The organism is Duffyella sp. Ts4 (assembly GCF_051851875.1).
Lineage (GTDB): Bacteria > Pseudomonadota > Gammaproteobacteria > Enterobacterales > Enterobacteriaceae > Duffyella > Duffyella gerundensis.
The window spans coordinates 35,433-59,365 of record NZ_JBLYPN010000009.1; the positions used below are offsets into that span (position 1 = coordinate 35,433).

Consider the following 23,933-nt stretch of genomic DNA (forward strand, 5'->3'; position numbering starts at 1 on the left):
AGGTGGCATTAACGTAGCGGCAGGTTCCTGGTCTACGCTTACTTCACCATTGCGTAAAGAGACGCAATTCACCGAGCTGACAAAAGGAACGCCGTCTTGAACGAAGAGACACTCTATCCGCTGCGTAATACGCATGCCACCGAACAGGATCCGCAGTTGTGGAACTGGGCGCATAACGCCACCCTCGGCAATCGCCAGCAGCTGCGTCGTCCGCAAAACGAAGCGGAATTGCAGCAGCTGGTCGCGTCTCATCACGGCAAAATCCGCGTTATTGGCAGCCGCATGGCGCCAGGTCGCATGCTGGATATCGCCGCCGGTGGCGATCTGCTGCTCGACCTCAGCGCGTTGAGTGGGCTGATTGCCAGCACCGATGACACCGTGACTTTTGCCGGTGCCACGTTGCTGAGCGACGTCTATGACTGCCTGACGCAGATGGACCGCATGCTTGCCTCGTCGCCGGGCGTAATTTCCGTGCAAACGCTGGCGGGTGCCATGGCCACCGGCACCCACGGTCAGGGATTACAACAAAGCTCGCTGGCCGACGAGGCGATCATGATTCGCCTGCTGATGGCCGACGGCACGCTGCGTGAGTTTACGCCGCAGGACAGTGAATTTGGCGCGGTGCAGGTGTCGATGGGCGCACTCGGCATCGTTACCGCCGTGACGCTGCGCACCCGGCCAGCGCACATCTATACCTGTTTCAAAACCGCCCTCAGCGCCGATACGCTGGAGCAGGATCTGCCGCAGTGGAACCGCGATTTTGCCCTCAGTAAAGCCTGGTGGTTTGTTGATGACAACCAGATGCACGTCTGGAATGCGCGCGAGGCGACGGCGGAAGAGACCCAGGCGTATCAGCAGAACAACCGTGAAGTGGTTAAGCAGAATGAAGGCGAAGGCAACAGCCAGCTGAATCAGACCATCGATCAGACGCTGGAACATATGCACCGTGATACGCAGATTCGCGGCGAAGGCGGCAAACAGTTCCGTACCGTGACCCGCTTCCGCGATTTTTCCGACGTTACCGGCGACATCTATCAGCTGTTCTGCCGTGGGATTGCCGTGCCGCAGATCAACGTCGAGATTGGCGTGCCGCTGGCGAAAACGCCGCAGATCATCAGCAAGATCAAACGCTGGTATGCGGAAAACCAGCCGCACATGCACTACCCCATTATCATTCGCTGCACCGGTGCCTCTTCCGGCTGGCTTAACCCGTCGGCGCAGCAGGAGACCTGCTACTTCGGCTTTGTCGTCTATTACGCCGATGACGGTACGCTGTCTGAAGCGGGGCTGCATTTCCTGACCGAAGTCGAGAAGCTGCTGGCGGCGGAAGGCGGCCGTCCACACTGGGGCAAATATTACAATCAGTCGCTCTATAACTGGAGTGCAATCTATCCGCAGTGGGACGCCTTCCGCGCCCTGCGCAGCCAGTTCGATCCGCAACAGAAATTCAGCAACGACTATCTTGCTAAGCTGTTCGATTAATTTTTTGAGTAAAGGGATGACATGAAAGCCTGGATTACGCTGCTTACCCAGCCGGAATACCTGATTGGGGTGCAGGCACTGCACAAATCACTCCAGCAGAGCCAGAGCGCCTGGCCGCTGGTGGTGATGGTGACCGACAATATTGGTGAAGATGACCGTGCGCGCCTGCAACAGGCGGGCTGCCTGCTGCGTGCCGTGGAACCGCTGGCCCCAAAAACCGAACTGGAACAGCATTACGCCTCGGCACAGTTCAGCGAAGTCTGGACCAAGCTGCGCGCCTGGCAGCTTACCGAGTTTAGTCGGCTGGTGTTTCTCGATGCCGATATGCTGGTGCTGAAAAACATGGATGAGCTGTTTGATCAGCCGCTGGCACCCGGCGAGATTGCCGCCTGCCACGCCTGCCGCTGTAACCCAAATAAGGTGGCGAGTTATCCCGCCAGCTGGCAGCCAGAAAACTGCTTTTACACCTGGCAGGATCGCGGCCTGCCCGCTCCGGCGTCGCTGGATAACTACCTTAACGGCGGCTTCCTGGTGCTGACGCCAGACGACGCGCAGTTTGCGGCGCTGGCCAACAGCATTGCGGCAATCGACGATCTTTCCGCTTACGCCTTCTCTGAACAGGATTTGCTGAATGAGGTGTTCGCCGGGCGCTGGCAGCCGCTTTCGTGGGTTTATAACGCCTTAAAAACCTTGCCTTATCAGCATGCCGCCAGCTGTAAAGTCGACGAGATTAAAAACCTGCACTATATCCAGGCGAAGCCCTGGCACCGCGATCTGAACCAGCCAGAAAGCGAGCGCGATAAATATTACGCGCTCGATAAACTCTGGTGGCAGACGATGGCCGACTAACGCTTACGGCGCAGGATCAGACGTTGATCCAGCGCCGTTCTTTCGCTGATACCGCAATCGCTTCCAGCACCTTTGAAACCTGCAACCCTTCGGCAAAATCGGGCCACATCGGATCGTCCGCGGCCACGCCGTTGATCAAATCACGGATCTCCACGGTTTTCTGATCGTTAAAGCCGATGCCGTGACCCGCTGAAACGCAGAAATTAGCATAATCCGGGTGCGCCGGGCCGGTAAGAATAGTTTTAAAGCCCTGCCGTCCCGCCTCGTCATCATGCAGATAAAGCGCCAGCTCCGCCATTCTCTCCTGCGTGTAACGCAGCGTGCCTTTGGTGCCGGTTACCACGTAGGTCAAACCCATTTTGCTGCCGCAGGCGATACGCGACGTTTCGATGACGCCGTGCGCACCGTTGCTGAAACGCAGCAGCGCGCTGGCCTGATCTTCATTTTCCACCGGCAACAGGCGATCCAGCGCCTGCGGATCGGGCCGCTCGGTGATCACCGTCTGCATGTCGCCGCTGACCTCAGTAATGCCGCCCACCAGATAGTGCGCCATATTGACGATATGGGCAGCCAGATCGCCCAGCGCGCCCAGCCCGGCCAGCGCCTGCTGGCAATGCCAGTCGCGTGGCGTGGCTGGATTAGCCAGATAATCCTCATTGTGCGTGCCGTAAAAATGCACCACCTTGCCAATCTCACCGCGGGCGATAATCTCTTTCGCCAGCTGGCTGGTGGGGTTTTTCATGTAGTTAAAGCCCACCAGCGTTTTCACGCCTGCCTGCTGCGCGGCACGGGTCATCGCTTCAGCATCGGCGACGCTCAGGGCTAACGGCTTCTCTGAATAGACGTGCTTGCCGTGACGAATCGCCTCCAGCGCCATCTCTTTATGCAAAAAGTTAGGCGCGCAGATATCGACCACATCGATCTGCGGATCGCTGACCAGCTCGCGCCAGTCGCCGGTGGCACGGGTAAAACCAAACGCCTGGGCTTTCTCCTGCGCCAGCTGCGGATTCACCTCCGCCAGCATTTCACGCACGATTTCGCCCTTTAGCGCAAAAACCGTTGCCGCCTGTGCGTAGGCGATCGCGTGACAGCGACCGATGTAGCCACTGCCAATCATGCCGATGCGGACCTTTTTCATGCTGCGCTCCTGATAAATGAGTAATCAGATGAAATATATATTTCATTTATCGCAGCGACAATGACAAAATGAAATAATTGTGATCACCGTGCGGTCACGCATCACGCCTGCCGCTACAGCAGATCTTCCCATGACAGGATCAGCGCGGCGGGCAGCGGATCGGCACGCAGCGCCGGAGCGGGTTGCCAGCTATCCCAGTGGCGAAAGGCGGAGAAATCGAGTCCGGTCAGGCTCTCCAGACCGGCAACGGTAATACGGAACTCATCGACATCCGGCGCGCTCTCTGCCGGCGTGCGCGCCAGCAAGCGCCGCGGCTCATCCATTAATGCCGCCTGCGAGGCGATCAGCGCGGTCGCCTGCGGGTCTCCGTCCGGGCCGATGCGTAGCACAACTTTCCAGAACAGCAGCGGCACGCTCACCTCGCCGTAGGGTCGCGCGTCGCCGTTAAGCACCGGGCCGGTCAGCACGGTAATGCGGTTTTTAGATTTCAATACGCCGAATTCCAGAATATAACGTTCAATCCCCTGCCAGTATTTCAGGCTCTGATTGAAGCGGAAATGCTGCGGCGAACAGTTGGTAAAGTGAAAGGTGTCACGGTTAGCGCGCATCGCCTCTTCTGCCGTGCCCCAGGTGGGATCGCTACGGCGCGTCAGATGGCCGCGGTCGAACCAGCGGCTGAATTCACGGTAAAACGCCTGGCCTGTCTGATAGCGGCTGTCGAGGCGGCTCTCCTCCACCCAGCTGTCCGCCTCGGCAAGCAGCGACGGCTGACCGCTGGCGCGATCGATTGCCACATAACGCGCGCCGTCGATGTTGGTGGCGGTGAAGAACGCCAGGCGACGGCTGGCATGCATCACCAGCGAAAAGTGTTCATAGTTAAGAATGGCATCGCTGCCGCTGCGGCCATCCAGCAAGGGCGCCACCTCTGCCGCCCGCGGTGCCACAATATCCTTCAATGTCACCGTCTGCTCGCCAAGAAAAGCGAGCTGATAGCCGTCGCGGTTGGCGTAATAGCTGTCCGGCGCGCCGACCAACGGCTGCGCATGCAGATCGCCACGCAGGGCGTTTTGTAACTGCGGCTGCATCGGTGACGGCAACTGCGGCAGCATTTCACTGAGCCAGGCGATCAGCGCGCTGGCGGCGAGGCCTTCATTAATGCGCTGGCCCTGTGCATCGGGTACGCTGCCGTGATGCACGCCGACCAGCTGCCAGCGATCGTTAAATACCGGCGCACCGGACGAACCGGCTTCGGTGTCAGAGGCGTAATGCAGCCAGGGTTTCGGATTAGCAAGCAGCACATTATTGCGCAGCACCACCTGCTGCGCCCGGCCACCGGGATGCTGAATGATATTGAGGTAGCCGCCCGGCTCCGCCATGCCCGCCACCAGCGGAATTGCCAGCGGCAGATCGCCGCGACCGCCGTCACGAAAAGCACCCAGCGCCACCACCGTACAATCCAGCGCCGCAAGCGGGCTGGTCAACCAGAAGCGTTCGGCGTCAATCTCGCACAGCGTTCCCGGCCGCACCACGCCCTGCTCATCCAGCCAGAAGCCAAAGGTCAGCGTAATCTTACCCGGCGCCGGGCGCTCCGGCAGCACATGATGATTAGTGACAAACAGCCCGCCGGGAATGAGAAAGCCGGTGCCCTTTGGCACGCCATCTTCGCGGATCATCGCCACCGCCCGGGCGCGGGCCACGCCCTGAGTCATAAAGGCGGTGGGCAACAGGTCGTTTTGCCCGCCGGTAATCACCGTTCGCGGTTGCGGCATGGCCTGCGCCACGCGGTGTTGAATCATAGCCTGCAGTTGCTGGTTCATGGTTTCTCTCCGGCGCGGTCAAAGGGCGCTTTCTAACCATAGTCGCTAAAGATGACGCTGGCATGGCAAGGGTAAAAAGCGCAGATTGCCGTTTTATTCAGCAATCAGTAAAATTTATGAAATCAGCCTTTGACAAGGCGTAACCTGCCCGATAATATGCGCCCCGTTCACACGATTCCTCTGTAGTTCAGTCGGTAGAACGGCGGACTGTTAATCCGTATGTCACTGGTTCGAGTCCAGTCAGAGGAGCCAAATTTAGAGAAGCCCGCTCAGGGAAACCCGAGCGGGCTTTTTGTATTGGTCGATCGCGGCTGGCATCGGGCCGGGTAATCTGCCAGGTTATGCCTTTCTGCTGACAATAACGGAGGGAGAAGGATGCGTATTCTGGTGGTCGGTGCTGGTGCAACCGGCGGATATTTTGGTGCCCGACTGGCGCAGGCCGGGCTGGATGTGACTTTTCTGGTACGGGCGCAGCGCGCGCAACAGCTGAAGCGCGATGGCCTGCAGATCATCAGCCCGCACGGCGATCTGACTCTCAAACCGCAGCTGCTGCAGGCACATGAACTCAGCCAGCCGTTCGATCTGATTATTCTCTCGGTGAAAAGCTTCGCGCTGAACCAGGCAATGGACGATATTGCCCCGGCGGTCGGCGAGCAGACGATGATTATGCCGATTCTCAACGGCATGCAGCATATTGCCACCCTGCGCCAGCGCTTTGGTGAGGCGCGCATTGTGGGCGGCCTGTGCAAAATCATCGCCACGCTGAATGACCAGCAGCAGATTGTGCAGATGACGCCGCTGCATCAGCTGATCTACGGTGAATTCTCCGGCGAGATGACGCCCCGCATTGAGCAGCTTGATCGGCTGCTGCGTCAGGCGAATATCGAGGCACAGCTCAGTGATAATGTGCAGCGCGATCTGTGTGAGAAATGGCTGTTTCTGGCCAGCCTGGGCGCGGTATGTTGCCTGATGCGCGGCGATACCGCGCAGGTCATGGCCGCGCCGCAGGGCGAGCAGCTGATCGGCGCGCTGTTTGCCGAGGTGCTGGCGACGCTGGTCGCTTCCGGCTATGAGGATCGCCCCGCCGTCACCGCGCGCCTGCTGGAAAGCCTGTGTCAGACTGAGAAACCGATGACCTCATCGATGTATCGCGATCTGATGCAGGGCAACGCCATCGAGGCGCAGCAAATTATTGGCGATCTGGTCGAGCGCGCGCAGCGACACAGCGTGCCAACGCCGCTGCTCAGCGCGACATGGACGCAGCTTAACGTCTGGCAACAGCAACGACAGGCATAACGCCACCGCAGATTATTCAGGAGAAGGTCATGGCATCCCGCTCGGTGACGCTCGACGACGTGGCCCGTGCGGCTGGCGTTTCATATCAGACCGTGTCGCGCGTCCTAAACCGCTCGCAGCAGGTGGCACCTGACACCCGACAGCGGGTGGAAGCGGCAATGCGCCAGCTCAACTACGTGCCCAACCGCGTTGCTCAACAGCTGGCGGGCAAAACCCGGCGCACCATCGGTCTGGCGACCAGCGATCTGGTGCTGCAGGCACCGGCGCAGATCGCGTCGGCCATTCAACATGAAGCCTCGGCGCAGGGTTATCAGCTGGTGATCGCCATGGCCGATGCGCCCGGTGTTGACGCGGCGCGCGCAGCGGTCAACGAACTGCTGGCTCAGCGGGTAGATGGCCTGCTGCTCAACCTGCCGCTGCACACCGCCGACGCCTGTGAGCTGAGCGAACTGCTGGCGACGCTGCCTGCATTGTTTATGGACGTGGCAGCGGATGCGCCGGTGGCCCAGTGCGTCTGTTCGGCAGAATGGGGCGCGCGTCTGGGTGCTGAACATCTGCTGGCGCTCGGTCATCGGCGCATCGCCCTGCTCAACGGCCCCGCCTCTTCTGTTGCGGCAAAACAGCGCTTTGACGTCTGGCAACAGGTGCTGGCGGAACATCAGCTGCAACCGCACAGCGTGCTGGAAGGCGACTGGAGCGCGCGCGCCGGTTATCAGGCGATGCTAACGCTGCTGCCGGATAACCTGCCCGATGCGCTGCTGACCGCTAACGATCAGATGGCACTCGGCGCCCTGCGCGCGTTACATCAACACGGCGTGCGGGTTCCGGCGGATGTGTCGGTGGTGGGCTACGACGATACGGCGGAAAGCGCCTGGTATCAGCCGCCGTTGACCACCGTACGTCAGGATTTACGGCAGCTTGGCAAACAGAGTGTGTTGCAACTGGTCGCGAATATCGAACAACGCAGCTGGCAGGCGCCGCCGCTGACCACGGAACTGGTGATTCGCGAGACCACCGCCAGAGCGGATATCGCTGATGAAGAGAAGGAGATTGCCGATGAGCTGGCGAGGCTGGCGCAGAGGCTGCGGGCGCGGAAGCCGCGCCACGAATAGCATTCCCTCATCCTGCAATGAGGATGAGGGAGGGTCGATTACTGCGGTTTCGGCTCGCCCATCGCCTTCAGGCGCTTGGAGAGATCACGACGCTCTTTCGACAAATCGGCGTTTCTGATGATGTAATCGTCAACGCGATCTTCGTAATCCACACGCATGCTGGCGATGATTTCCTGAATCGCCTCAACGCTCATGCCAGGTTTGATATATTCGCTCAGGTTATCCAGCAGCAGCACGCGTTTCTGGTTGTCACGAATCTTCTTCTCGTTATCGTGAATTTCGCGCTGCAGCTTGTTCTTGCGGCGGAACATACGTACAAACTCCAGCACGTCCTGAAATGATTGCTTAGCATTTTCCATGATGACACCTTTGATTGGGCCTGCATGAGCAGGCGTAACAAGTTCAGCCTTCAGCTTAGCGGCTCGCCGACACCGATGGCAATTTTCACATTTAAATTCGGACTGGTGCTTATATTAGCGCGAAAATACCTTTCCACACAGTATGTTGTTATTTGCGCAGCGCCAGCCGAATCAGATCGCTTAACCTTTCCAGCTGCTTAGCCAGTTCCAGACTCAGCCAGGCGTAGCCGTGAATCGGCGTTTCCACACCCTCACCAATTTTAGCGGCGTTAATCAGCGTACGCAGTTCGCTGGCGATTTCAGCCAGCTCGTGGCTGTTGCTCGCCACTTTCTCCGGATCGCCGCTGATCAGTACCTCAGCCAGATTGCGCAGCGTTGCCTCGCTCATCTGTTGGGCGCGCCGCAGCGCCGGGGCGTTTAGCAGGATCAGATGGCTTTCGCGCGATGCCCACCAGGCGTTGATTTGCAGCTCAAGCGTACAGACGATGTTGCGGTTCACCGTCTGAATCGCATCCATTACCGAGCGCGGAATACGCGTCTCTTTGCTGGCTGGCTCCAGCAGCGCACGCAGCTTCACCACGTCGGCCAGTACCCGCTGTAGCGGTTTATTGAGCCGCGGCTGCTGCACCACGTTGGGAGAAAAACCGGCGTGATAGATTTTTGCCGTTGAGGTGAGCGTTTCTGCCAGGCGGATGCGCCACTGAATGTAGGCTTTCTGCGGCCAGATGCTGGTAAAAAACAGCGCCAGCAGCGAGCCGAGGATCACATCGCCGCCGCGCCACAGTGCGGTAACCATATCGCCAGCCGGTGAACCCACCACTACACCAAGCGTAATGCCGATCAGCAGCGCCATATAAGGCTGTTTACCCAGCGCCAGATAGCCGCTGACAAACATCACTACCGCGCACCAAACGAGCATCCACGGCAGCGAAATCAGCTCCAGTTTCAACGCCACCAGCCCGGAGAGTGAACCGGCGAGGGTACCGCCAATGCGCTGAATCGCGCGCGGGAACACATTTCCCCATGAGGAAACCGGCCCCATCACCACCACCAGCGTGATCAGCGGCCAGGTGCCTTCCGGAATATCGGTCAGGCGCACCAGCAGAAAAGAGAGAATGAAGGCGATGGCGATGCGCACCCCGTGAACGATGCGGTAATGTCGGTAAAGGCGGAATTCAAAGGCCGATATCGGCTTATCGGGACGCAAAGCAGGCTCCATAATAGCGAACAATTTGCGCGCTATCTTACGCCTGAGCGCCGGGATTAGCGCGGCTTTATGGTGATATTTCTCTATATTTTACAACGCGGTAACGCGCGGCAACATCAACGTTACAACCTTGTGCTGCCGCGCGCCAGCGTTACAGCTTGAGCTTCAGATAATCTTCGATACGCGTCACAATACCGCCCTGGTTAACCGCGTTCAGCGTGACCAGCGGATAGGTGGCCAACGTTTTGCCTTTATCCAGCACTTTGATGATGCCGATCGGCTCATTCGCCTTCAGCGGCGCTTCCAGCAGCGGGCGATCGATCACGTAGGTGGCCTTGACGTCTTTGACTTCGCTGCGCGGCACCGAAAGATAATAGTCCTGCTGCGTGCCCACCGCGACCTGATGCGGATTGCCGTACCAGACCTGCTCATCGCCGATCTTTTTCCCGGCATGGAACAGCTGCACGGTATCAAAGGTGTTCTGTCCCCAGGTCAGCAGTTTGCGCGCCTGCTCTTCGCGGCCTTTGCTGCTTTTACCGCCCATGATCACTGCGATCAGGCGATGCTGGCCTTCGACGCTGGAGGCGATGATATTAAAGCCCGCCGAGGCAGTATGACCGGTTTTCAGGCCGTCAACGTGCAGGGTTTTATCCCACAGCAGGCCGTTGCGGTTCTGCTGGGTGATGCCGTTCCAGGTCAGCGATTTCTCACTGTACATCTGATAAAAATCGGGCTCACCAGCGATAATAGCGCGCGACAGTTTTGCCAAATCGCGGGCGGTGGAGAACTGACCCGGCGCGTCCAGCCCGTGCACGGTTTCAAAATGGGTGTTTGCCAGGCCTAGCTTGCTGACGTACTGGTTCATCAGCGTAACGAAATTGGCCTGGCTGCCCGCCACGTAATCGGCCAGCGCCACACAGGCATCGTTGCCGGAATCGATAATGACGCCGCGGCTCAGATCGCGCACGCTGACCTTCTCGTTGGGCTTGAGAAACATCAGTGACGAGCCTTTGAACTCCGGATTACCGGCAGCCCACGCGTCTTTGCCGACGGTCACCACGTCATCACGCGTGATACGTTTCTGATCGATTGCCCGATCCACCACATAGCCGGTCATCAGTTTGGTCAGGCTGGCCGGATTGCGCCGCTCATCAGGATTGCCCGCAGTGAGGATCTGCCCGGTGGTGGCATCCATCAATACCCAGGAAGCGGCATCGATCGCCGGTGGCGTCAGGGGGAAAGGCATCGTATCGTCATCGGCATATGCCGAAGAAATCAGAGCCACAACAACGGATAACGAAACACTCAGACGCCTTTTCAACACAACTTCCTCATCTAAAAAATAAATCTCCGGCGCACTTTGTACGGCAAAGCGCGGCGTTTTGTTGCGGGCAATTGCAAGAAAATATGAATGATGACGCTGGCGCTAAATTTTGCGCCGCTGCGCCCGCCGTGAGGCGGTTTTTCAGGCCGGGCGATGAACTTAATCGCTGGTTTTATCAGCAATCGTGAGGAAATAAAGGAGATTCATTTCCGGGTGTACACAATGATAATTATTATCATTATCATGCGCATTCGCTTCTAATTGTTTCCAGGTACAGGAAAACCTCCGGTGAATGTAACTAAACATGACAAAAAATGCCCTGCCGCCCTGCTGTTAACCGTGCTGGTCAGCACCAGCACGCTGGCCGCTGACGACACAGAACGCCTTGCCGCCGACGAGGCGATGATCGTGACCGCCGAGCAGGAATTGAAGCAGCAGCCTGGCGCCTCGGTGATCACCGCGGAAGAGATCAAAAAGAGCCCGCCGGTAAACGATCTCTCCGATATCATTCGCAAAATGCCCGGCGTCAACCTCACCGGTAACAGCGCCAGCGGCAGCCGCGGCAACAATCGCCAGATCGATATTCGCGGCATGGGACCGGAAAATACCCTGATTCTGATCGATGGCGTGCCGGTCACCTCGCGCAACGCCGTTCGCTACAGCTGGCGCGGCGAGCGTGATACGCGCGGCGACAGCAACTGGGTACCGGCAGAAATGGTGGAGCGCATCGACGTGCTGCGCGGCCCCGCTGCGGCGCGCTATGGCTCCGGTGCCGCCGGCGGCGTGGTCAATATCATTACCAAACGCCCTACCCGTGACTGGCACGGCTCGCTGTCGCTGTTTACCAACCAGCCGGAAGATGATGCCGAAGGCGACACCCGCCGCGCCAACTTCAATCTCAGCGGCCCGCTGGCCGGCGACGCGCTGACCATGCGCCTTTACGGCAACATCAACAGAACCGATGCCGACGCCTGGGACATCAACAATCAGCAAAACGGCTCTTACGCCGCCGGTCGCGAAGGCGTGCGCAATAAAGATATCAATGCGCTGCTATCGTGGAAAATCACGCCGCTGCAGGTGGTGGATTTTAGCTATGGCTACAGCCGCCAGGGCAATATTTACGCCGGTGATACGCAGTACAGCAACGCCAACGCCAGCCCGAATGGCCTGGTAGAATCACTGTATGGCCATGAGACCAATCGTCTTTATCGTCAGAGCTACGGAGTTGCGCATAACGGCATTTGGGATTGGGGACAGTCAACGCTCAGTTTCAACTATGAAAAAACCAATAATACCCGCCTGACCGAAGGCTCGACCGGCCGCGTTGAGGGCATGATCAACGACAACAGCTTCAACACCAGCCGTCTGGAGAGCTATCGCGTCAATGGCGAAGTTAACGTGCCGTTTGAGCTGTGGGTCGACCATACGCTGACGCTGGGCGCAGAATGGAACCGCGATCGGCTGAACGATCCCGCTTCAATGTCAGCTACTGATGCGGCGGGCGTAACCATCGGCGGGACGTCCGGCGATCCTGCCGGGCGCAGCAGCGAAAACAGCGCCGACCTCAGCGGCATCTATCTGGAAAATAATATTGCCGCCACCTCCTCTACCGAACTGATTCCCGGTCTGCGTTTCGACTATCACGATAGCTTTGGCGGTAACTGGAGTCCGAGCCTGAACCTCTCCCAGAGCCTCGGCGATAACTTCACCCTGAAAGCGGGCATCGCGCGCGCCTTTAAGGCACCGAACCTTTATCAGTCCACCAAAGGCTATCTGCTGGCCACGCGCGGCAACGGCTGTCCGTTAACCCTGACCAGCGGCAGCTGTTATCTGCTGGGCAATGATGATCTGGATCCGGAGATCAGCATCAACAAAGAGTTTGGCCTTGAGTTTGCGCATGATGGCTGGATCGCGGGCGTCACCTGGTTCCGCAACGATTATAAAAACAAAATCGTCTCCGGCACCGATCGGGTGGGCAGAGCCTCCAACGGCTACAACATTTTGCGCTGGGAGAATGGCGGCAAGGCGGTAGTGGAAGGACTGGAAGGCAATCTGAGCGTGCCGGTTATTCGCGACACGCTGGAATGGCGCACTAATGCCACCTGGATGATTACCTCCGAGAGCAAGCAAACCGGCAATCCGCTGTCGATCATCCCGGAATACACCATCAATACGCAGCTCGACTGGCAGGTAACCGACAAGTTCTCCACCAATGTGAACTGGACGATGTATGGCCGTCAGAAGCCGCGCGAGTATGCCGAGATTCGTACCGAAGCGGGCACGCTCTCCAACCGCGAAGTGGCTGCCTATTCGGTGGTTGGTCTGAACCTTAATTACGATCTCACCAAAAATCTGCGTGCCACCACGGGTATCAATAACCTGCTGGATAAGCGCGTCTATCGCGAGAACGAAGGCGCCTCGACCTACAACGAACCGGGACGTGCCTGGTACGCAGGCGTCACCCTGTCGTTTTGATACGCTACCCCCTAACAGCCCGGCACCCGCCGGGTTTTTTTATGATTTTTTACATAATCGCCCAGTGGCGATGCCACAAGGCGCGGCGGCCAGCAAGCAAAACGGCAGCGAGGGTGGCTGGCGGGCAAGCTCTTGCCGGGCGGATATAATCACTGTTCCCATGATTACCGTCTGGAGTTGCAGTCGTCATGAAACAGGATGATATTTCACTTTCGGATGTCACCCGTTTGGTTTTGGGCAGCCATCCTCCGCTATTTTTACTTGAAGTGATGATCCGCGCGTTGCTCTGTTTTGTCATTATCATCGTCGCACTGCGCCTGCTGGGTCGCCGCGTCGCCTCGCAATATACGCTGATTGAACTCTCTGCGGTGATTACCCTCGCGGGCACCATGGGCGTGCCATTGCTGGACGATAAGCGCGGCCTGTTGCCACCGCTGCTGATCGTAATCGGCCTGCTGGCGATGCAGCATCTGATGGGCCATATCAGCCTGCGCTTTCGTTCTGTGGATCGGCTGCTGGTTGGGCCGGAACGCATCGCGCTGGAGGATGGCCGCCTACAGCTTGATACGCTGCGCGGTGCCGTGCTCTCGCGCGAAAAAATGTTCTCTTTGCTGCGTTGTCGTGGCGTGCAGCAGCCTGGTCAGCTCAGCCGCGTCTATCTTGAGCCTTCTGGCGCGCTGACGTTGATCTGGAGCGACACACCGCAGCCGGGCCTGCCGATTGTGCCGCACAATGATAAAGCCTTGCTGGCCGCCATGCAGGATGACGGGCATCTGGCCTGTGCATCCTGTGGTCATGTAATTGAACAGCAACCGGCTCCAAACTGCGCCTGCATCCGCTGCCATGCGCAACACTGGCTGCCAGCCTGCGTCTCGGTGGAGGATTAATCATGGAGAGGCTGAACAGATGGTTGATGGGCGAAGCGCCGTGGAGCTTTGCCGCTGAAGTCATGCTGCGCTTTGTGGTCATCTATCTGGTGCTGCTGCTGGTTTTGCGTCTGATGGGCCGCCGCTTTGCCGGACAGCTGAGCATCATCGATTTGGCGATCATGGTGATGCCCGGCGCGGCAATTGGTGCGCCGCTGCAGACGCCGGATAAAGGCATTCTGACCACCCTGCTGTTGCTGATCACGCTGCTGGGCTGTTTCCGCCTGCTGTCGCTGTGCTCATTTTATTATCGCCGGGTAGAGACCCTGACCCAGGGCGATGCCACGCCGCTGGTTATGGACGGACGGCTGGCGCTGGAGCACTTGCAGCACGCCGAACTATCACGCGATCGGGCGTTTTCCGAACTGCGCGCAATGGGGGTTCAGCACCTCGGCGAAGTGCGCCGTGCCTGGCTGGAACCCTCTGGCCGGGTGAGCCTGTTGCTGTATCGGCAACCCCGCGCGGGATTATGGCTGCTGCCGGAACAGAGCAAAACGTTTACCCAACGTATCGCGGTGGACCACTGCTTTGCCTGCGGACACTGCGGCCATGTGGTCAATGCGCAATGCCCGCCAGATGAAGGATGTGAACACTGTGGCAGGCAACAATGGCAGCCTGCGGTAAAACGGCTCGGCATCGACAAGGTTTATGGTGCGCATCAAGAAGATCACCGCAGGGAAGCAGGCTGAAGGATGTGGTTTGATTATTGGGGTGCTGGCAGAAGGCTGCAGGCAAGAAATAATGGTTCGCCCCGGCTGGATAAGGCCTCAGGTGAGGTGTCGAAAAAAAACGCGGCCAGAATGCGCGGCGGGTTCCGCCAATGTTCCGTTTGATAACAAGGATGCCGATTCCTGGGTATAATAAGCGCTTATTACCTCAATCCAGCCCTCTGAACCGGATACCATTTTGTCAAAAACAGCCCAACAACCTACCTTCCTTTTCCACGATTATGAGACCTTCGGCAAGAGCCCATCGCTGGATCGGCCGGCGCAGTTTGCCGGTATCCGTACCGATATGGATTTCAATATCATCGGTGAGCCGGAGGTGTTTTATTGCCAGCCCGCGGATGATTATCTGCCGCAGCCAGAGGCGGTGATGATCACCGGCATTACGCCGCAGCTGGCGACGGCGCGCGGCATCAGTGAAGTGGAGTTTGCGGCGCGGATTCATGCGCTGTTTACGGTGCCGGGCACCTGCGTGGTGGGCTACAACAACGTGCGTTTTGATGATGAAGTGACGCGCAATATTTTTTATCGCAACTTCTACGATCCTTACGCCTGGAGCTGGCAAAACGGTAATTCGCGCTGGGATCTGCTCGACGTCATGCGCGCATGCTATGCGCTGCGCCCCGATGGCATCAACTGGCCGGAAAATGAAGAAGGCTTTCCCAGCTTCCGCCTTGAGCTGCTGACCAAAGCCAACGGCGTGGCGCATGAAAATGCGCACGATGCGATGTCTGATGTGTACGCCACTATCGCTATGGCGAAGCTGGTTAAAGAGAAACAGCCAAAACTTTTCGACTTCCTGTTCAGCCATCGCAACAAGCAGAAGCTCAATACGCTGATCGATATTCCGCAGATGAAACCGCTGCTGCATATTTCCGGCATGTTTGGCGCCTGGCGCGGCAACACCAGCTGGATCGCCCCGCTGGCCTGGCACCCGGAAAATCGTAACGCGCTGATTGTTTGCGATCTGGCTGGCGATATTACGCCCTTGCTGACGCTGGATGCCGATGCCCTGCGCGAGCGGCTTTATACCCGCGCCGATGCGCTGAACGGTGAAGCGGCGGTGCCGATCAAGCTGGTGCACATCAATAAATGCCCGGTGCTGGCGCCCGCCAATACGCTGCGGCCGGAAGATGCGCAACGGTTAGGCATCGATCGCCAGCACTGCCTGAATAATCTGGCAACGCTGCGCCAGCAAAGCGACATCCGTGAAAAAGTGGTGGCGCTGTTTGCTGAAGCTGAACCGTTTACCCCCTCCGAGGATGTGGACGCGCAGATCTATAACGGCTTTTTCAGTGATGCCGATAAAGCCGCCATGACCATTTTGCAGCAGACCGAGGCGAAGAATCTGCCCGCGCTGGATCTGACCTTCAACGATGTGCGCATTGAGAAATTGCTGTTTCGCTACCGGGCGCGCAACTTTCCCGGCACGCTGGATGATGCCGAACAGCAGCGCTGGTTGCAGCATCGTCGGGAAGTGTTGAATCCGGAGCGAGTGCAGAGTTTCCTGCTGGAGCTTGAGTCGCTGGCCAGCCTGCATGAGGCGGACAGCGATAAGATAGCGCAGCTGAAAGCGCTCTATGAGTACGCGCGCGAACTGGTTTCATAACGACTAATCCCCTCGACAGAGGGGATTTTTTTGCCTTATACCATCGCCCAGACCAGCCAGGTCAGGGCAAAACCACAAACGCCCATCACCGTGGTGAGCACCGTCCAGGTGCGCAGGCCATCGGCGACCGACAGGCCAAGATAGCGCGTGACCACCCAAAATCCGGCGTCATTAACGTGCGATAATCCGAGGCCGCCGAAGCAGGCCGCCAGCGTAATCAACACCCGTTGCATCTCACTGACGCCGGTTAGCGCCTGCGCCAGCAGACCGCTGGTGGTGAGAATGGCGACCGTGGCCGATCCCTGGGAGGCGCGCAGCGCCAGCGACAGGATAAACGCCGCGGGCATCAGGGGCAGATGCAGCGCCTCCAGCGTCAGGGCCAGCGCTTTACCGACGCCCGACTCCACCAGCACTTTGCCAAAAGCGCCGCCCGCGCCTGCCACCAGAATCACGCTGGCCGAACCAGGAATAGCGTGGGCAGTAAGCTGCTCCAGCTTGTCTTTGCTCCAGCCGCGGCGCAGCCCCAACAGCCAGGCGGCCAGCGCCAGCGCAATCAGCAGCGCAATGGGCGGTGTGCCGATCACCGTCATCACTTTGCGCAGCATGCTGGCTTCATCCAGCAGCGTGTGCGACAGCGTGCCCAGTACGATCAATACAATCGGCACCACGATCAGTCCGCTAATGGTCAGCGCACCCGGCGGTGCAGGCTCATGTTTTTTCGGCGCGCCTTCGGGCTTCGCCATCTGCAATTGCTCAAGAACCTCAACGCTAAGCTGGAAATGGCGGCGGTTCATCAGCTTCGCCACGTAATAACCAACAATACCCACCGGAATCGAAATCACGATGCCAAGCATCATCAGCCAGCCCATATCGGTATGCAGAATACCGGCTGCCGCTGCTGCGCCCGGATGGGTTGGCAAGGCGACATGCACCGTTAACATTACGCCCGCCATCGGCAAACCAAACTTCAGCGGCGAGACGCGCGCCACCTTGGTAAAGCCATAAATCAGCGGAATCACGATGATAAAGCCGACCTCGAAAAACACCGGAATACCGAGGATAAACGCCGCCATGGTCAACGCCGCTACCGTGCGCTTGATACCCAGCGATTTGCTGAAGCGCTGCGCCAGCGACTCAGCGCCGCCGGAGGCTTCGATCACCGCGCCGAGCATGGCGCCCAGCACGATGATAATAGTGATATGTCCGAGCAATCCGCCCATGCCGCTGGTGATCGTTTCCATGATTTTTTCAGCGGGAATGCCGGTGGCGATCGCCACAAACAGGCTCACTATCAGCAAGGCAACAAAAGGATGAACTTTGGCTTTAATAACCAGCAGCAGCAAAATGACAATGCTGGCGGTCGCAATGGCTAACAGCAACGCGGTCGACATGGTAAACCTCAGGAAAAGTTTTGTTATCAGCAGACAGGAACGGGGCAGCAGTTGCCTGCCGCCCTGGCGTTAACGGCGCGTTGCCCACGGCTGAAACCAGCCCAGGCCGTCCAGCGTGTTGCCGCGGGGAACGTATTCACAGCCGATCCAGCCGCGGTATCCCACCTCATCGAGCAACGCAAACAGCCACGGATAGTTAATCTCGCCGCTGTCCGGTTCATGCCGATCGGGCGCAGAAGCGATCTGCACGTGGCGATAGCAGCCAGCAAAGTGGCGAATCAGGTGGCTGAGGTTGCCGTCAACCAGCTGCGCGTGAAACAGATCCAACTGGGTATAGACGCCAGGTCGGTCGATGCGCTTTACCATCTCCAGCGTCTGATACTGGCTGGCATAGAGATAGTTGGGTTTGGTCAGCGGGTTCAGCGCCTCAATCAGCAGATCGATGTTGTACGGTGCAAAGCGCTCGGCGGCGTAGCGCATATTGCTGATGAACGTCTGGCAAAAGGCTTCACGATCGGCACCCTCGGGCAGCGTGGCCGCCATGATGTGCACCTGCGGGCAATGGAGTGCACGCGCATATTCCAGCGCGCGATCGATATCCGCTCGCGCCTCCGCTTCGCGTCCCGGAATGGCAGATACGCCCCACTCGCCCGCCGCGACGTTGCCTGGTGCGGTATTAAACAGCACCAGCTGCAGCTGATTCTCGCTCAGCAACTGCTTCAGCTGCGCCGCCGGATAATCATAGGGAAACAGAAATTCCACCGCCTCGAAGCCCGCAGCAGCAGCCGCAGCAAAGCGTTCGATAAAAGGCAGTTCGGTGAACTGTGTCGACAGGTTAGCCGCAAACTTTGGCATGATTAGCTCCTTAATTCCGCGACTTCGCCGTCGGTGAGATAACGCACAGGCCGATCGCCAAGGGTGAAGATCAGGCGCGCCGTCTCCTCCAGCTCCTCGGTATTATCTGCCGCCTCGCGTAACGAACCGCCGACCACCACCGAGCCGTGATTCGCCAGCAGGAAACCCCGATAGCGCGGCGCCAGCACGGCGAGATCTTCCGCCAGCCGCACGTCACCTGGCCGATAATAGGGCACCACCGGCACGTCACCGACGCGCATCACCACATAGGGCGTGAAAGGCCGAATGCAGTTGTTGGTATCGAGATCCTGCAGGCAAGAGAGCGCGGTAAGGTAATGGCTGTGCAGATGTACCACCGCTTTGCAGGCAGGATTATTCAGATAGAGCGCGCGATGAAAGGCGATCTCTTTCGATGGCTTATCGCCCGCCAGCCACTCGCCCTGCAGCGTCACGATAGACAGGTTTTCTGCCTGCAGCTCGCCGAGGCAGGAGCCGGTTGGCGTAGCCAGCAAACGGCCATCCTCCAGTAATACCGAGAGGTTGCCCGCCGAGCCGGTGGCGTAGCCGCGCTGGAACAGCGACGCGCCAAGCTGCACCATCTCCTGTCGTGCCTGTTGTTCAGTCATAGTGGAAACTCCGTTTGTGCCCGCGCAAAGAATTGCTCATCGCCAAAATTGCCCGATTTCAGTGCCAGCGACAGCGGCTGATCGATATCGCGTACCCAAGGCACGCCCGGCGAAATGGTGGGGCCAATATGAAAGCCGGTCACGCCAAGACTTTGCGCCACCACGCCGGAGGTTTCGCCACCGGCGACAATAAAGCGCTGCCAGCCACGGCTTTTGAGTTCGCGCGCCACGGCGGCAAACAGCTGCTCCACCGCTTCGCTGCTGCGTGCGGCGCCGTAGCGCTGCTGAATGGTTTGTAGCTGCTGCGCGTCGGCGGTGGCGTAGAGCAGTGGCGCCAGCGGCTGATGCGTGTTGGCCTCAACCCAGTCACAAAGCAGTTGAGCATAGCTTTCGACCTGTTGCAGGCACGCTTCCACGTCCACTTCCCGCGCCGGTGCCTGTTGGCGATAGGCACTGACCTGGCGATTGGTCATCTGCGCACAGGAACCGGAGATCACCACTGCCCGATCGCCACGCGGCCTGCCCGCCTGTTCTGCCTGAAGATTCACCGTGCTGTTATTGGCCCACTGCCGCGCCAGGCCAATCGCCAGGCCAGAACCGCCGGTCACCAGCCGCATCTCGCGCAACGCTTCGCCCTGCACCAGCAGATGCTGTTCGTGTAACGCATCCAGCACCACGTAACGAACCTGCTGCTGCGCCAGCGTCGTGAGCTGCTCACGCACCGCCCCGGCGCCGCGATCCAGCGTGGGGGTGCCGATCACCGCCGCCTTGCCGTGCGCCTGCTGTTCCATCAGTCGCGGCAGATAGCTGTCGGTCATCGGCGTGACCGGATGATGGCGCATGCCGGAGTCAGAGAGCAGCTGGTCATTCACAAACAGGTAACCCTGATAGACCGTGCGGCCGTTAACCGGCAACGCCGGAGAGATCACCGTTAGGGTTTCATCCAGCGCCGCCAGCAGCGCATCGGTCACCGGGCCGATATTGCCCGTGGCGGTGCTGTCAAAGGTGGAGCAATACTTAAAGTAAAAGCGATCGCAGCCCTGCTGTTGCAGCCAGCTCAGCGCCGCCAGCGACTGGCTAATCGCCTGCGCCGGCGGGCAGGAACGTGATTTCAGGCTGACAACAATCGCCTGTGCATTCACCTTTTCATCGCCCTGCGGCACGCCGTTAAACTGAATAGTGGCGAGGCCGTTCTGCACCAGAAAGCTGGCGATGTCGGTGGCGCCGGTAAAATCATCGGCGATAACGCCTAAACGGCTCATGCCTCCCCCTTTGCCTGCGGCAGCGTGATGCCACTAAAAATCTTGATCACCGCGCTGTCATCTTCCCGACCATATCCGGCGTTGCTCGCTTCGGTAAACATATTGAGCGCGGTCGAGGCCAGCGGCAGAGGGAAATGCAGCGACTTGGCGGTTTCTGCCACCAGATTGAGATCTTTCACAAAGATATCGACCGCGGATTTCGGGCTGTAGTCGCCGTCCACCACGTGCTGCATACGGTTCTCAAACATCCACGAATTACCGGCGGCATTGGTCACCACGTCATACATGGTTGCCAGCGGAATGCCCGCCCGTGCCGCCAGCGCCATCGCCTCGGCGCCTACCGCGATATGCACGCCCGCCAGCAGCTGATGAATAATTTTGACCGTTGAGCCGAGACCGATCTCATTGCCGACGCGATAGACTTTGGCGGCGATGGCATCCAGCACCGGCTGCAGGCGGGTAAAGGCGTCGTCGCTGCCGGAAGCCATTACCGTCATGTCGCCGGTAGCCGCTTTAGCCGCGCCGCCGGATACCGGCGCATCCAGCATCACCAGCTGATGTTCCGCCAGCTGCTGGGCAAACGCCTGCGCATCGGCAGCTGAAATGGTGGAGGAGATCATCACTACGGTGCCCGGTTTCAGGCTGGCGGCCAGTCCGTTGTCACCAAACAGGATGGCGCGCACCTGTTGCGCGTTAACCACCAGCAGCAGGACCGCGTCGAGCTCGGCGGCAAAGTCATGAGCGGCAGGCTGCGCATCGCGCGCGCCTGCCTGACGCAGCGTCTCCAGCGCCGTGGGATTGAGATCGGCGCCCCAGGTGTTGAGACCTGCGCGAATACAGGATTGTGCTGCGCCCATGCCCATGGAGCCCAGACCGATTACACAGATGTTGCGAACTGTTGAAAGCACATGCGCCTCCGCTGTTAAATTAAGTGATTATTTGTTTGTTACTGTTAATCCTGGCAGAGAAGCGGCGCAATAAACGTGCTCAGTCTCACAATAATTAACACACATGGCCGCTAATTTTCACAGGAGTTAACAGGAAAGCGCATCAATACCGACTACAACTGCCGCTGGCAGCGGTGATTTTCGCTGGCATCGATGCGCTGTTACATTACAATGTGAAAAAATGATAACGCAGGGGGGTAAGCAGTGATTCCCGTAGAACGACATCAACAAATTCTGGCGCTGGTGGCTGAACGCGGCGTGGTGAGCATCAGCGAGCTGACCGAACGGCTTGGCGTATCGCATATGACCATTCGGCGTGATGTGCAAAAGCTGGAGGAACAAGGTGCGGTGCTGTCGGTATCGGGCGGCGTGCGAACGGCGGAACGGCTGGCGGCAGAGCCATCGCATCTGGCAAAAAGTGCCATGTACAACGATGAAAAGCGGGCGATTGGCCTGCTGGCGGCACAGCACATTCCGCGTCACAGCTGCATTTATCTTGATGCTGGCACCACCACGCTGGCGCTGGCGCGTCAGTTAACCGAACGTGATGATCTGCTGGTGGTGACCAACGACTTTGAGATTGCCAATTTGCTGATTGACAGCAGCGGTTGCCGGGTGATTCACACCGGCGGCATCGTCTGTCGGGAGAATCGCTCCTGCGTCGGCCATGCGGCGGCGGCGGCCTTGCGCCATCTGGCGATCGATATCGCCTTTATTTCCGCCTCCTGCTGGGGCCCGCGCGGCATTTTCACGCCGGATGAAGACAAGGTCACGGTGAAACAAACGGTAAGCGAGGTTAGCAGCAAACGCGTGCTGCTGAGCGACAGCTCCAAATACAACAAGATTGCCACCTGGCTGGCGCTGCCGCTGGCGACGTTTGATGTGATTATTACCGATTCGCAGCTGAGCGCCACGGCAAAGGAGAATGTAGGTAAGGGGAACGGGGAACTGCTACTGGCGGGATGAATGATTTCGCCCCGCAGCATGGCGGGGCGAAAGATCGGACTATCGCTTACAGCTCTTCGCTGTATTGCGGCACCGGATTGCGGAAGCTACGGGTAACGAATGCCAGGTAAATAATACCCAACGTCGCCCACACCAAGCCGAGAACCATTGAGCTCTCTTCCAGGTTAACCCACAGCGCACCCACGGTCAGCGCGCCCATCGACGGCAGCACCAGAAACTGGAAGTGGTCTTTCAGCGTTTTGTTACGCTTCTCACGGATCCAGAACTGTGAAATCACCGACAGGTTCACAAAGGTAAACGCCACCAGCGCACCAAAGTTAATCAGCGCCGTCGCAGTAACCAGGTCAAACCAGATAGCGCTTAATGCCACCAGGCCTACCAGAATCACGTTGAAGGTCGGCGTGTGCCATTTCGGGCTGATATAACCGAAGAAACGCTCCGGGAAAACGCCGTCACGGCCCATCACGTACATCAGGCGCGAGACGCCCGCGTGCGCGGCCATACCGGATGCCAGCACGGTTACGCAGGAGAAGATCAGGATGCCAAACTGGAAGGTGCGACCCGCCACGTAAAGCATGATTTCTGGCTGCGATGCGTCTGGATCTTTGAAGCGCGTGATATCCGGGAAGTAGAGCTGCAGGAAGTAAGAGACCACGATAAAGATCACGCCACCGAACAGCGCGGTGAGGAAAATCGCCCGTGGAATGGTGCGCTCTGCGTCTTTGGTCTCTTCTGACAGCGAACTGATGCCATCAAAGCCAAGGAACGAGAAGCAGAGAATGGTCGCGCCGGTGATCATCGGCACGACATGTGCGTCCTCAGACCAGAATGGACGACTGCTGACCAGCGTACCGGCACCTTCGCCGTGCGCCACGCCGTACACCACCATCACCATTAGCGCGATCATGACTGCAACCTGCAGCACCACAATGACGCTGTTGAAGTTAGCCACGGTCTTGATGCCCTTGAGGTTGGACAGGGTCATAAAGCCGACTAACGCCACCACGAATATCCACGAAGGCACCGCGGGAACCAGCGCTTCGAAATAGATTTTCGCCAGCAGGATGTTGATCATTGGCATGATCAAATAATCGAGCAGCGATGACCAACCCACCATAAAGCCTACGTGCGGGCTGATCGATTTTTGTGCATAGGTATAGGCTGAACCGGCGGACGGGAAACGACGCACCAGCTTGCCATAGCTCACCGCGGTGAACAGGATGGCAATTAACGCAAAGGCGTAAGCGGTCGCGACGTGGCCGTCGGTGAGGCCTGATACGATGCCGAAGGTATCAAACAGGGTCATTGGCTGCATGTATGCAAGGCCAATCATTACCACCGGCAGTAAAGTCAGAGTTTTTTTCAGATGGGCACCTTGAGGTGCGGCAGACTGTTTATGCGTCATGATTCAGACTCCCCATAGCAGCAACCTTGCTGGATTGCCCCACAGGGAAATTTCGCGCGAGGCGAAAGAAAGGATATGAGTTAGCGGCCAGCGTGGCGCCATAATCATCACGGAGTCGACCAGCCATAGCTGGTGCAAGGTTAACAAAGTGACCCATTGTAC

General features: G+C 58.5%; 20 protein-coding genes and 1 tRNA gene. 10 read left to right on the forward strand and 11 right to left on the reverse strand.

What is annotated here, in order from left to right:
• Positions 1-96 precede the first annotated feature (96 nt).
• Entirely contained in the window at positions 97-1,482 is a 1,386-nt protein-coding gene (locus ACJY2L_RS14005) for a D-arabinono-1,4-lactone oxidase (RefSeq protein ID WP_439212332.1), read from the forward strand.
• A 21-nt stretch (positions 1,483-1,503) separates the two neighbouring features.
• The gene (locus ACJY2L_RS14010; RefSeq protein WP_439212333.1) at positions 1,504-2,331 is read left to right on the forward strand and encodes a glycosyltransferase family 8 protein; all 828 of its coding nucleotides are present in this window, start codon (positions 1,504-1,506) and stop codon (positions 2,329-2,331) included.
• A gap of 16 nt (positions 2,332-2,347) precedes the next feature.
• Here the strand turns inward: ACJY2L_RS14010 and ACJY2L_RS14015 are convergent, their stop codons facing one another.
• Both ACJY2L_RS14015 and ACJY2L_RS14020 read right to left on the reverse strand, forming a co-directional pair.
• Positions 2,348-3,469: a Gfo/Idh/MocA family protein gene (locus ACJY2L_RS14015; protein WP_067431915.1), complete on the reverse strand. Its 1,122-nt coding sequence runs from the start codon at positions 3,467-3,469 to the stop codon at positions 2,348-2,350.
• Between the two features lie 113 nt (positions 3,470-3,582).
• Positions 3,583-5,286, reverse strand: coding sequence for a DNA/RNA non-specific endonuclease (locus tag ACJY2L_RS14020; protein ID WP_439212334.1), 1,704 nt, complete (start codon positions 5,284-5,286; stop codon positions 3,583-3,585).
• A 176-nt stretch (positions 5,287-5,462) separates the two neighbouring features.
• Between ACJY2L_RS14020 and ACJY2L_RS14025 the strand changes: the two genes are divergently transcribed.
• The 3 genes from ACJY2L_RS14025 to ACJY2L_RS14035 all read left to right on the forward strand — a co-directional run bounded on the left by ACJY2L_RS14025 (position 5,463) and on the right by ACJY2L_RS14035 (position 7,694).
• A tRNA-Asn gene (locus ACJY2L_RS14025) sits at positions 5,463-5,538 on the forward strand.
• A 123-nt stretch (positions 5,539-5,661) separates the two neighbouring features.
• Positions 5,662-6,582 carry a ketopantoate reductase family protein gene (locus tag ACJY2L_RS14030; RefSeq protein WP_439212335.1) on the forward strand — a complete coding sequence of 307 codons (921 nt, stop codon included), beginning with the start codon at positions 5,662-5,664 and terminating at the stop codon, positions 6,580-6,582.
• Positions 6,583-6,611: 29 nt separating this feature from the next.
• A complete protein-coding gene (locus ACJY2L_RS14035) occupies positions 6,612-7,694 on the forward strand; it encodes a LacI family DNA-binding transcriptional regulator (protein WP_439212336.1) in 1,083 nt (360 codons plus the stop codon).
• 38 nt (positions 7,695-7,732) lie between these two features.
• Here the strand turns inward: ACJY2L_RS14035 and ACJY2L_RS14040 are convergent, their stop codons facing one another.
• The 3 genes from ACJY2L_RS14040 to dacD all read right to left on the reverse strand — a co-directional run bounded on the left by ACJY2L_RS14040 (position 7,733) and on the right by dacD (position 10,581).
• Complete coding sequence (locus ACJY2L_RS14040; RefSeq protein ID WP_067431926.1) at positions 7,733-8,053, reverse strand: DUF496 family protein; 321 nt, start codon at positions 8,051-8,053, stop codon at positions 7,733-7,735.
• A 148-nt stretch (positions 8,054-8,201) separates the two neighbouring features.
• Entirely contained in the window at positions 8,202-9,260 is a 1,059-nt protein-coding gene (locus ACJY2L_RS14045; RefSeq protein WP_439212337.1) for an FUSC family protein, read from the reverse strand.
• A gap of 151 nt (positions 9,261-9,411) precedes the next feature.
• Positions 9,412-10,581, reverse strand: a complete 1,170-nt coding sequence (gene dacD / locus ACJY2L_RS14050) for a serine-type D-Ala-D-Ala carboxypeptidase DacD (protein WP_439212338.1) — start codon at positions 10,579-10,581, stop codon at positions 9,412-9,414.
• 342 nt (positions 10,582-10,923) lie between these two features.
• Here dacD and ACJY2L_RS14055 point away from each other — a divergent pair, with 342 nt between their 5' ends.
• The 4 genes from ACJY2L_RS14055 (at position 10,924) to sbcB (ending at position 16,319) form a co-directional block, all read left to right on the forward strand.
• Positions 10,924-13,059 carry a TonB-dependent siderophore receptor gene (locus ACJY2L_RS14055; RefSeq protein ID WP_439212667.1) on the forward strand — a complete coding sequence of 712 codons (2,136 nt, stop codon included), beginning with the start codon at positions 10,924-10,926 and terminating at the stop codon, positions 13,057-13,059.
• A 188-nt stretch (positions 13,060-13,247) separates the two neighbouring features.
• Entirely contained in the window at positions 13,248-13,946 is a 699-nt protein-coding gene (locus ACJY2L_RS14060; RefSeq protein WP_439212339.1) for a DUF421 domain-containing protein, read from the forward strand.
• Between the two features lie 2 nt (positions 13,947-13,948).
• The gene (locus ACJY2L_RS14065; protein ID WP_439212340.1) at positions 13,949-14,674 is read left to right on the forward strand and encodes a DUF421 domain-containing protein; all 726 of its coding nucleotides are present in this window, start codon (positions 13,949-13,951) and stop codon (positions 14,672-14,674) included.
• A gap of 217 nt (positions 14,675-14,891) precedes the next feature.
• The gene (sbcB, locus tag ACJY2L_RS14070) at positions 14,892-16,319 is read left to right on the forward strand and encodes an exodeoxyribonuclease I (protein WP_439212341.1); all 1,428 of its coding nucleotides are present in this window, start codon (positions 14,892-14,894) and stop codon (positions 16,317-16,319) included.
• 35 nt (positions 16,320-16,354) lie between these two features.
• On the opposite strand, the gene ACJY2L_RS14075 is transcribed toward sbcB, so the two are convergent.
• The 5 genes from ACJY2L_RS14075 to ltnD all read right to left on the reverse strand — a co-directional run bounded on the left by ACJY2L_RS14075 (position 16,355) and on the right by ltnD (position 21,361).
• A complete protein-coding gene (locus ACJY2L_RS14075; protein WP_209501751.1) occupies positions 16,355-17,710 on the reverse strand; it encodes a GntP family transporter in 1,356 nt (451 codons plus the stop codon).
• A gap of 69 nt (positions 17,711-17,779) precedes the next feature.
• On the reverse strand, positions 17,780-18,565 hold the full coding sequence (locus ACJY2L_RS14080) for an HPr family phosphocarrier protein (RefSeq protein ID WP_439212342.1): 786 nt from the start codon (positions 18,563-18,565) through the stop codon (positions 17,780-17,782).
• A gap of 2 nt (positions 18,566-18,567) precedes the next feature.
• Positions 18,568-19,191 carry a 3-oxo-tetronate 4-phosphate decarboxylase gene (gene otnC / locus ACJY2L_RS14085; protein ID WP_439212343.1) on the reverse strand — a complete coding sequence of 208 codons (624 nt, stop codon included), beginning with the start codon at positions 19,189-19,191 and terminating at the stop codon, positions 18,568-18,570.
• The gene (gene otnK, locus ACJY2L_RS14090) at positions 19,188-20,453 is read right to left on the reverse strand and encodes a 3-oxo-tetronate kinase (RefSeq protein WP_439212344.1); all 1,266 of its coding nucleotides are present in this window, start codon (positions 20,451-20,453) and stop codon (positions 19,188-19,190) included. Before otnK ends, otnC begins: the two co-directional genes overlap by 4 nt.
• Positions 20,450-21,361 carry an L-threonate dehydrogenase gene (gene ltnD, locus ACJY2L_RS14095; RefSeq protein ID WP_439212345.1) on the reverse strand — a complete coding sequence of 304 codons (912 nt, stop codon included), beginning with the start codon at positions 21,359-21,361 and terminating at the stop codon, positions 20,450-20,452. The genes otnK and ltnD overlap by 4 nt, the downstream gene beginning before the upstream one ends.
• 243 nt (positions 21,362-21,604) lie before the next feature.
• Between ltnD and ygbI the strand changes: the two genes are divergently transcribed.
• Complete coding sequence (gene ygbI, locus ACJY2L_RS14100; RefSeq protein ID WP_067431977.1) at positions 21,605-22,366, forward strand: DNA-binding transcriptional repressor YgbI; 762 nt, start codon at positions 21,605-21,607, stop codon at positions 22,364-22,366.
• 46 nt (positions 22,367-22,412) lie between these two features.
• Here the strand turns inward: ygbI and ACJY2L_RS14105 are convergent, their stop codons facing one another.
• Positions 22,413-23,771, reverse strand: coding sequence for an APC family permease (locus ACJY2L_RS14105; protein WP_439212346.1), 1,359 nt, complete (start codon positions 23,769-23,771; stop codon positions 22,413-22,415).
• Between the last annotated feature and the right edge of the window lie 162 nt (positions 23,772-23,933).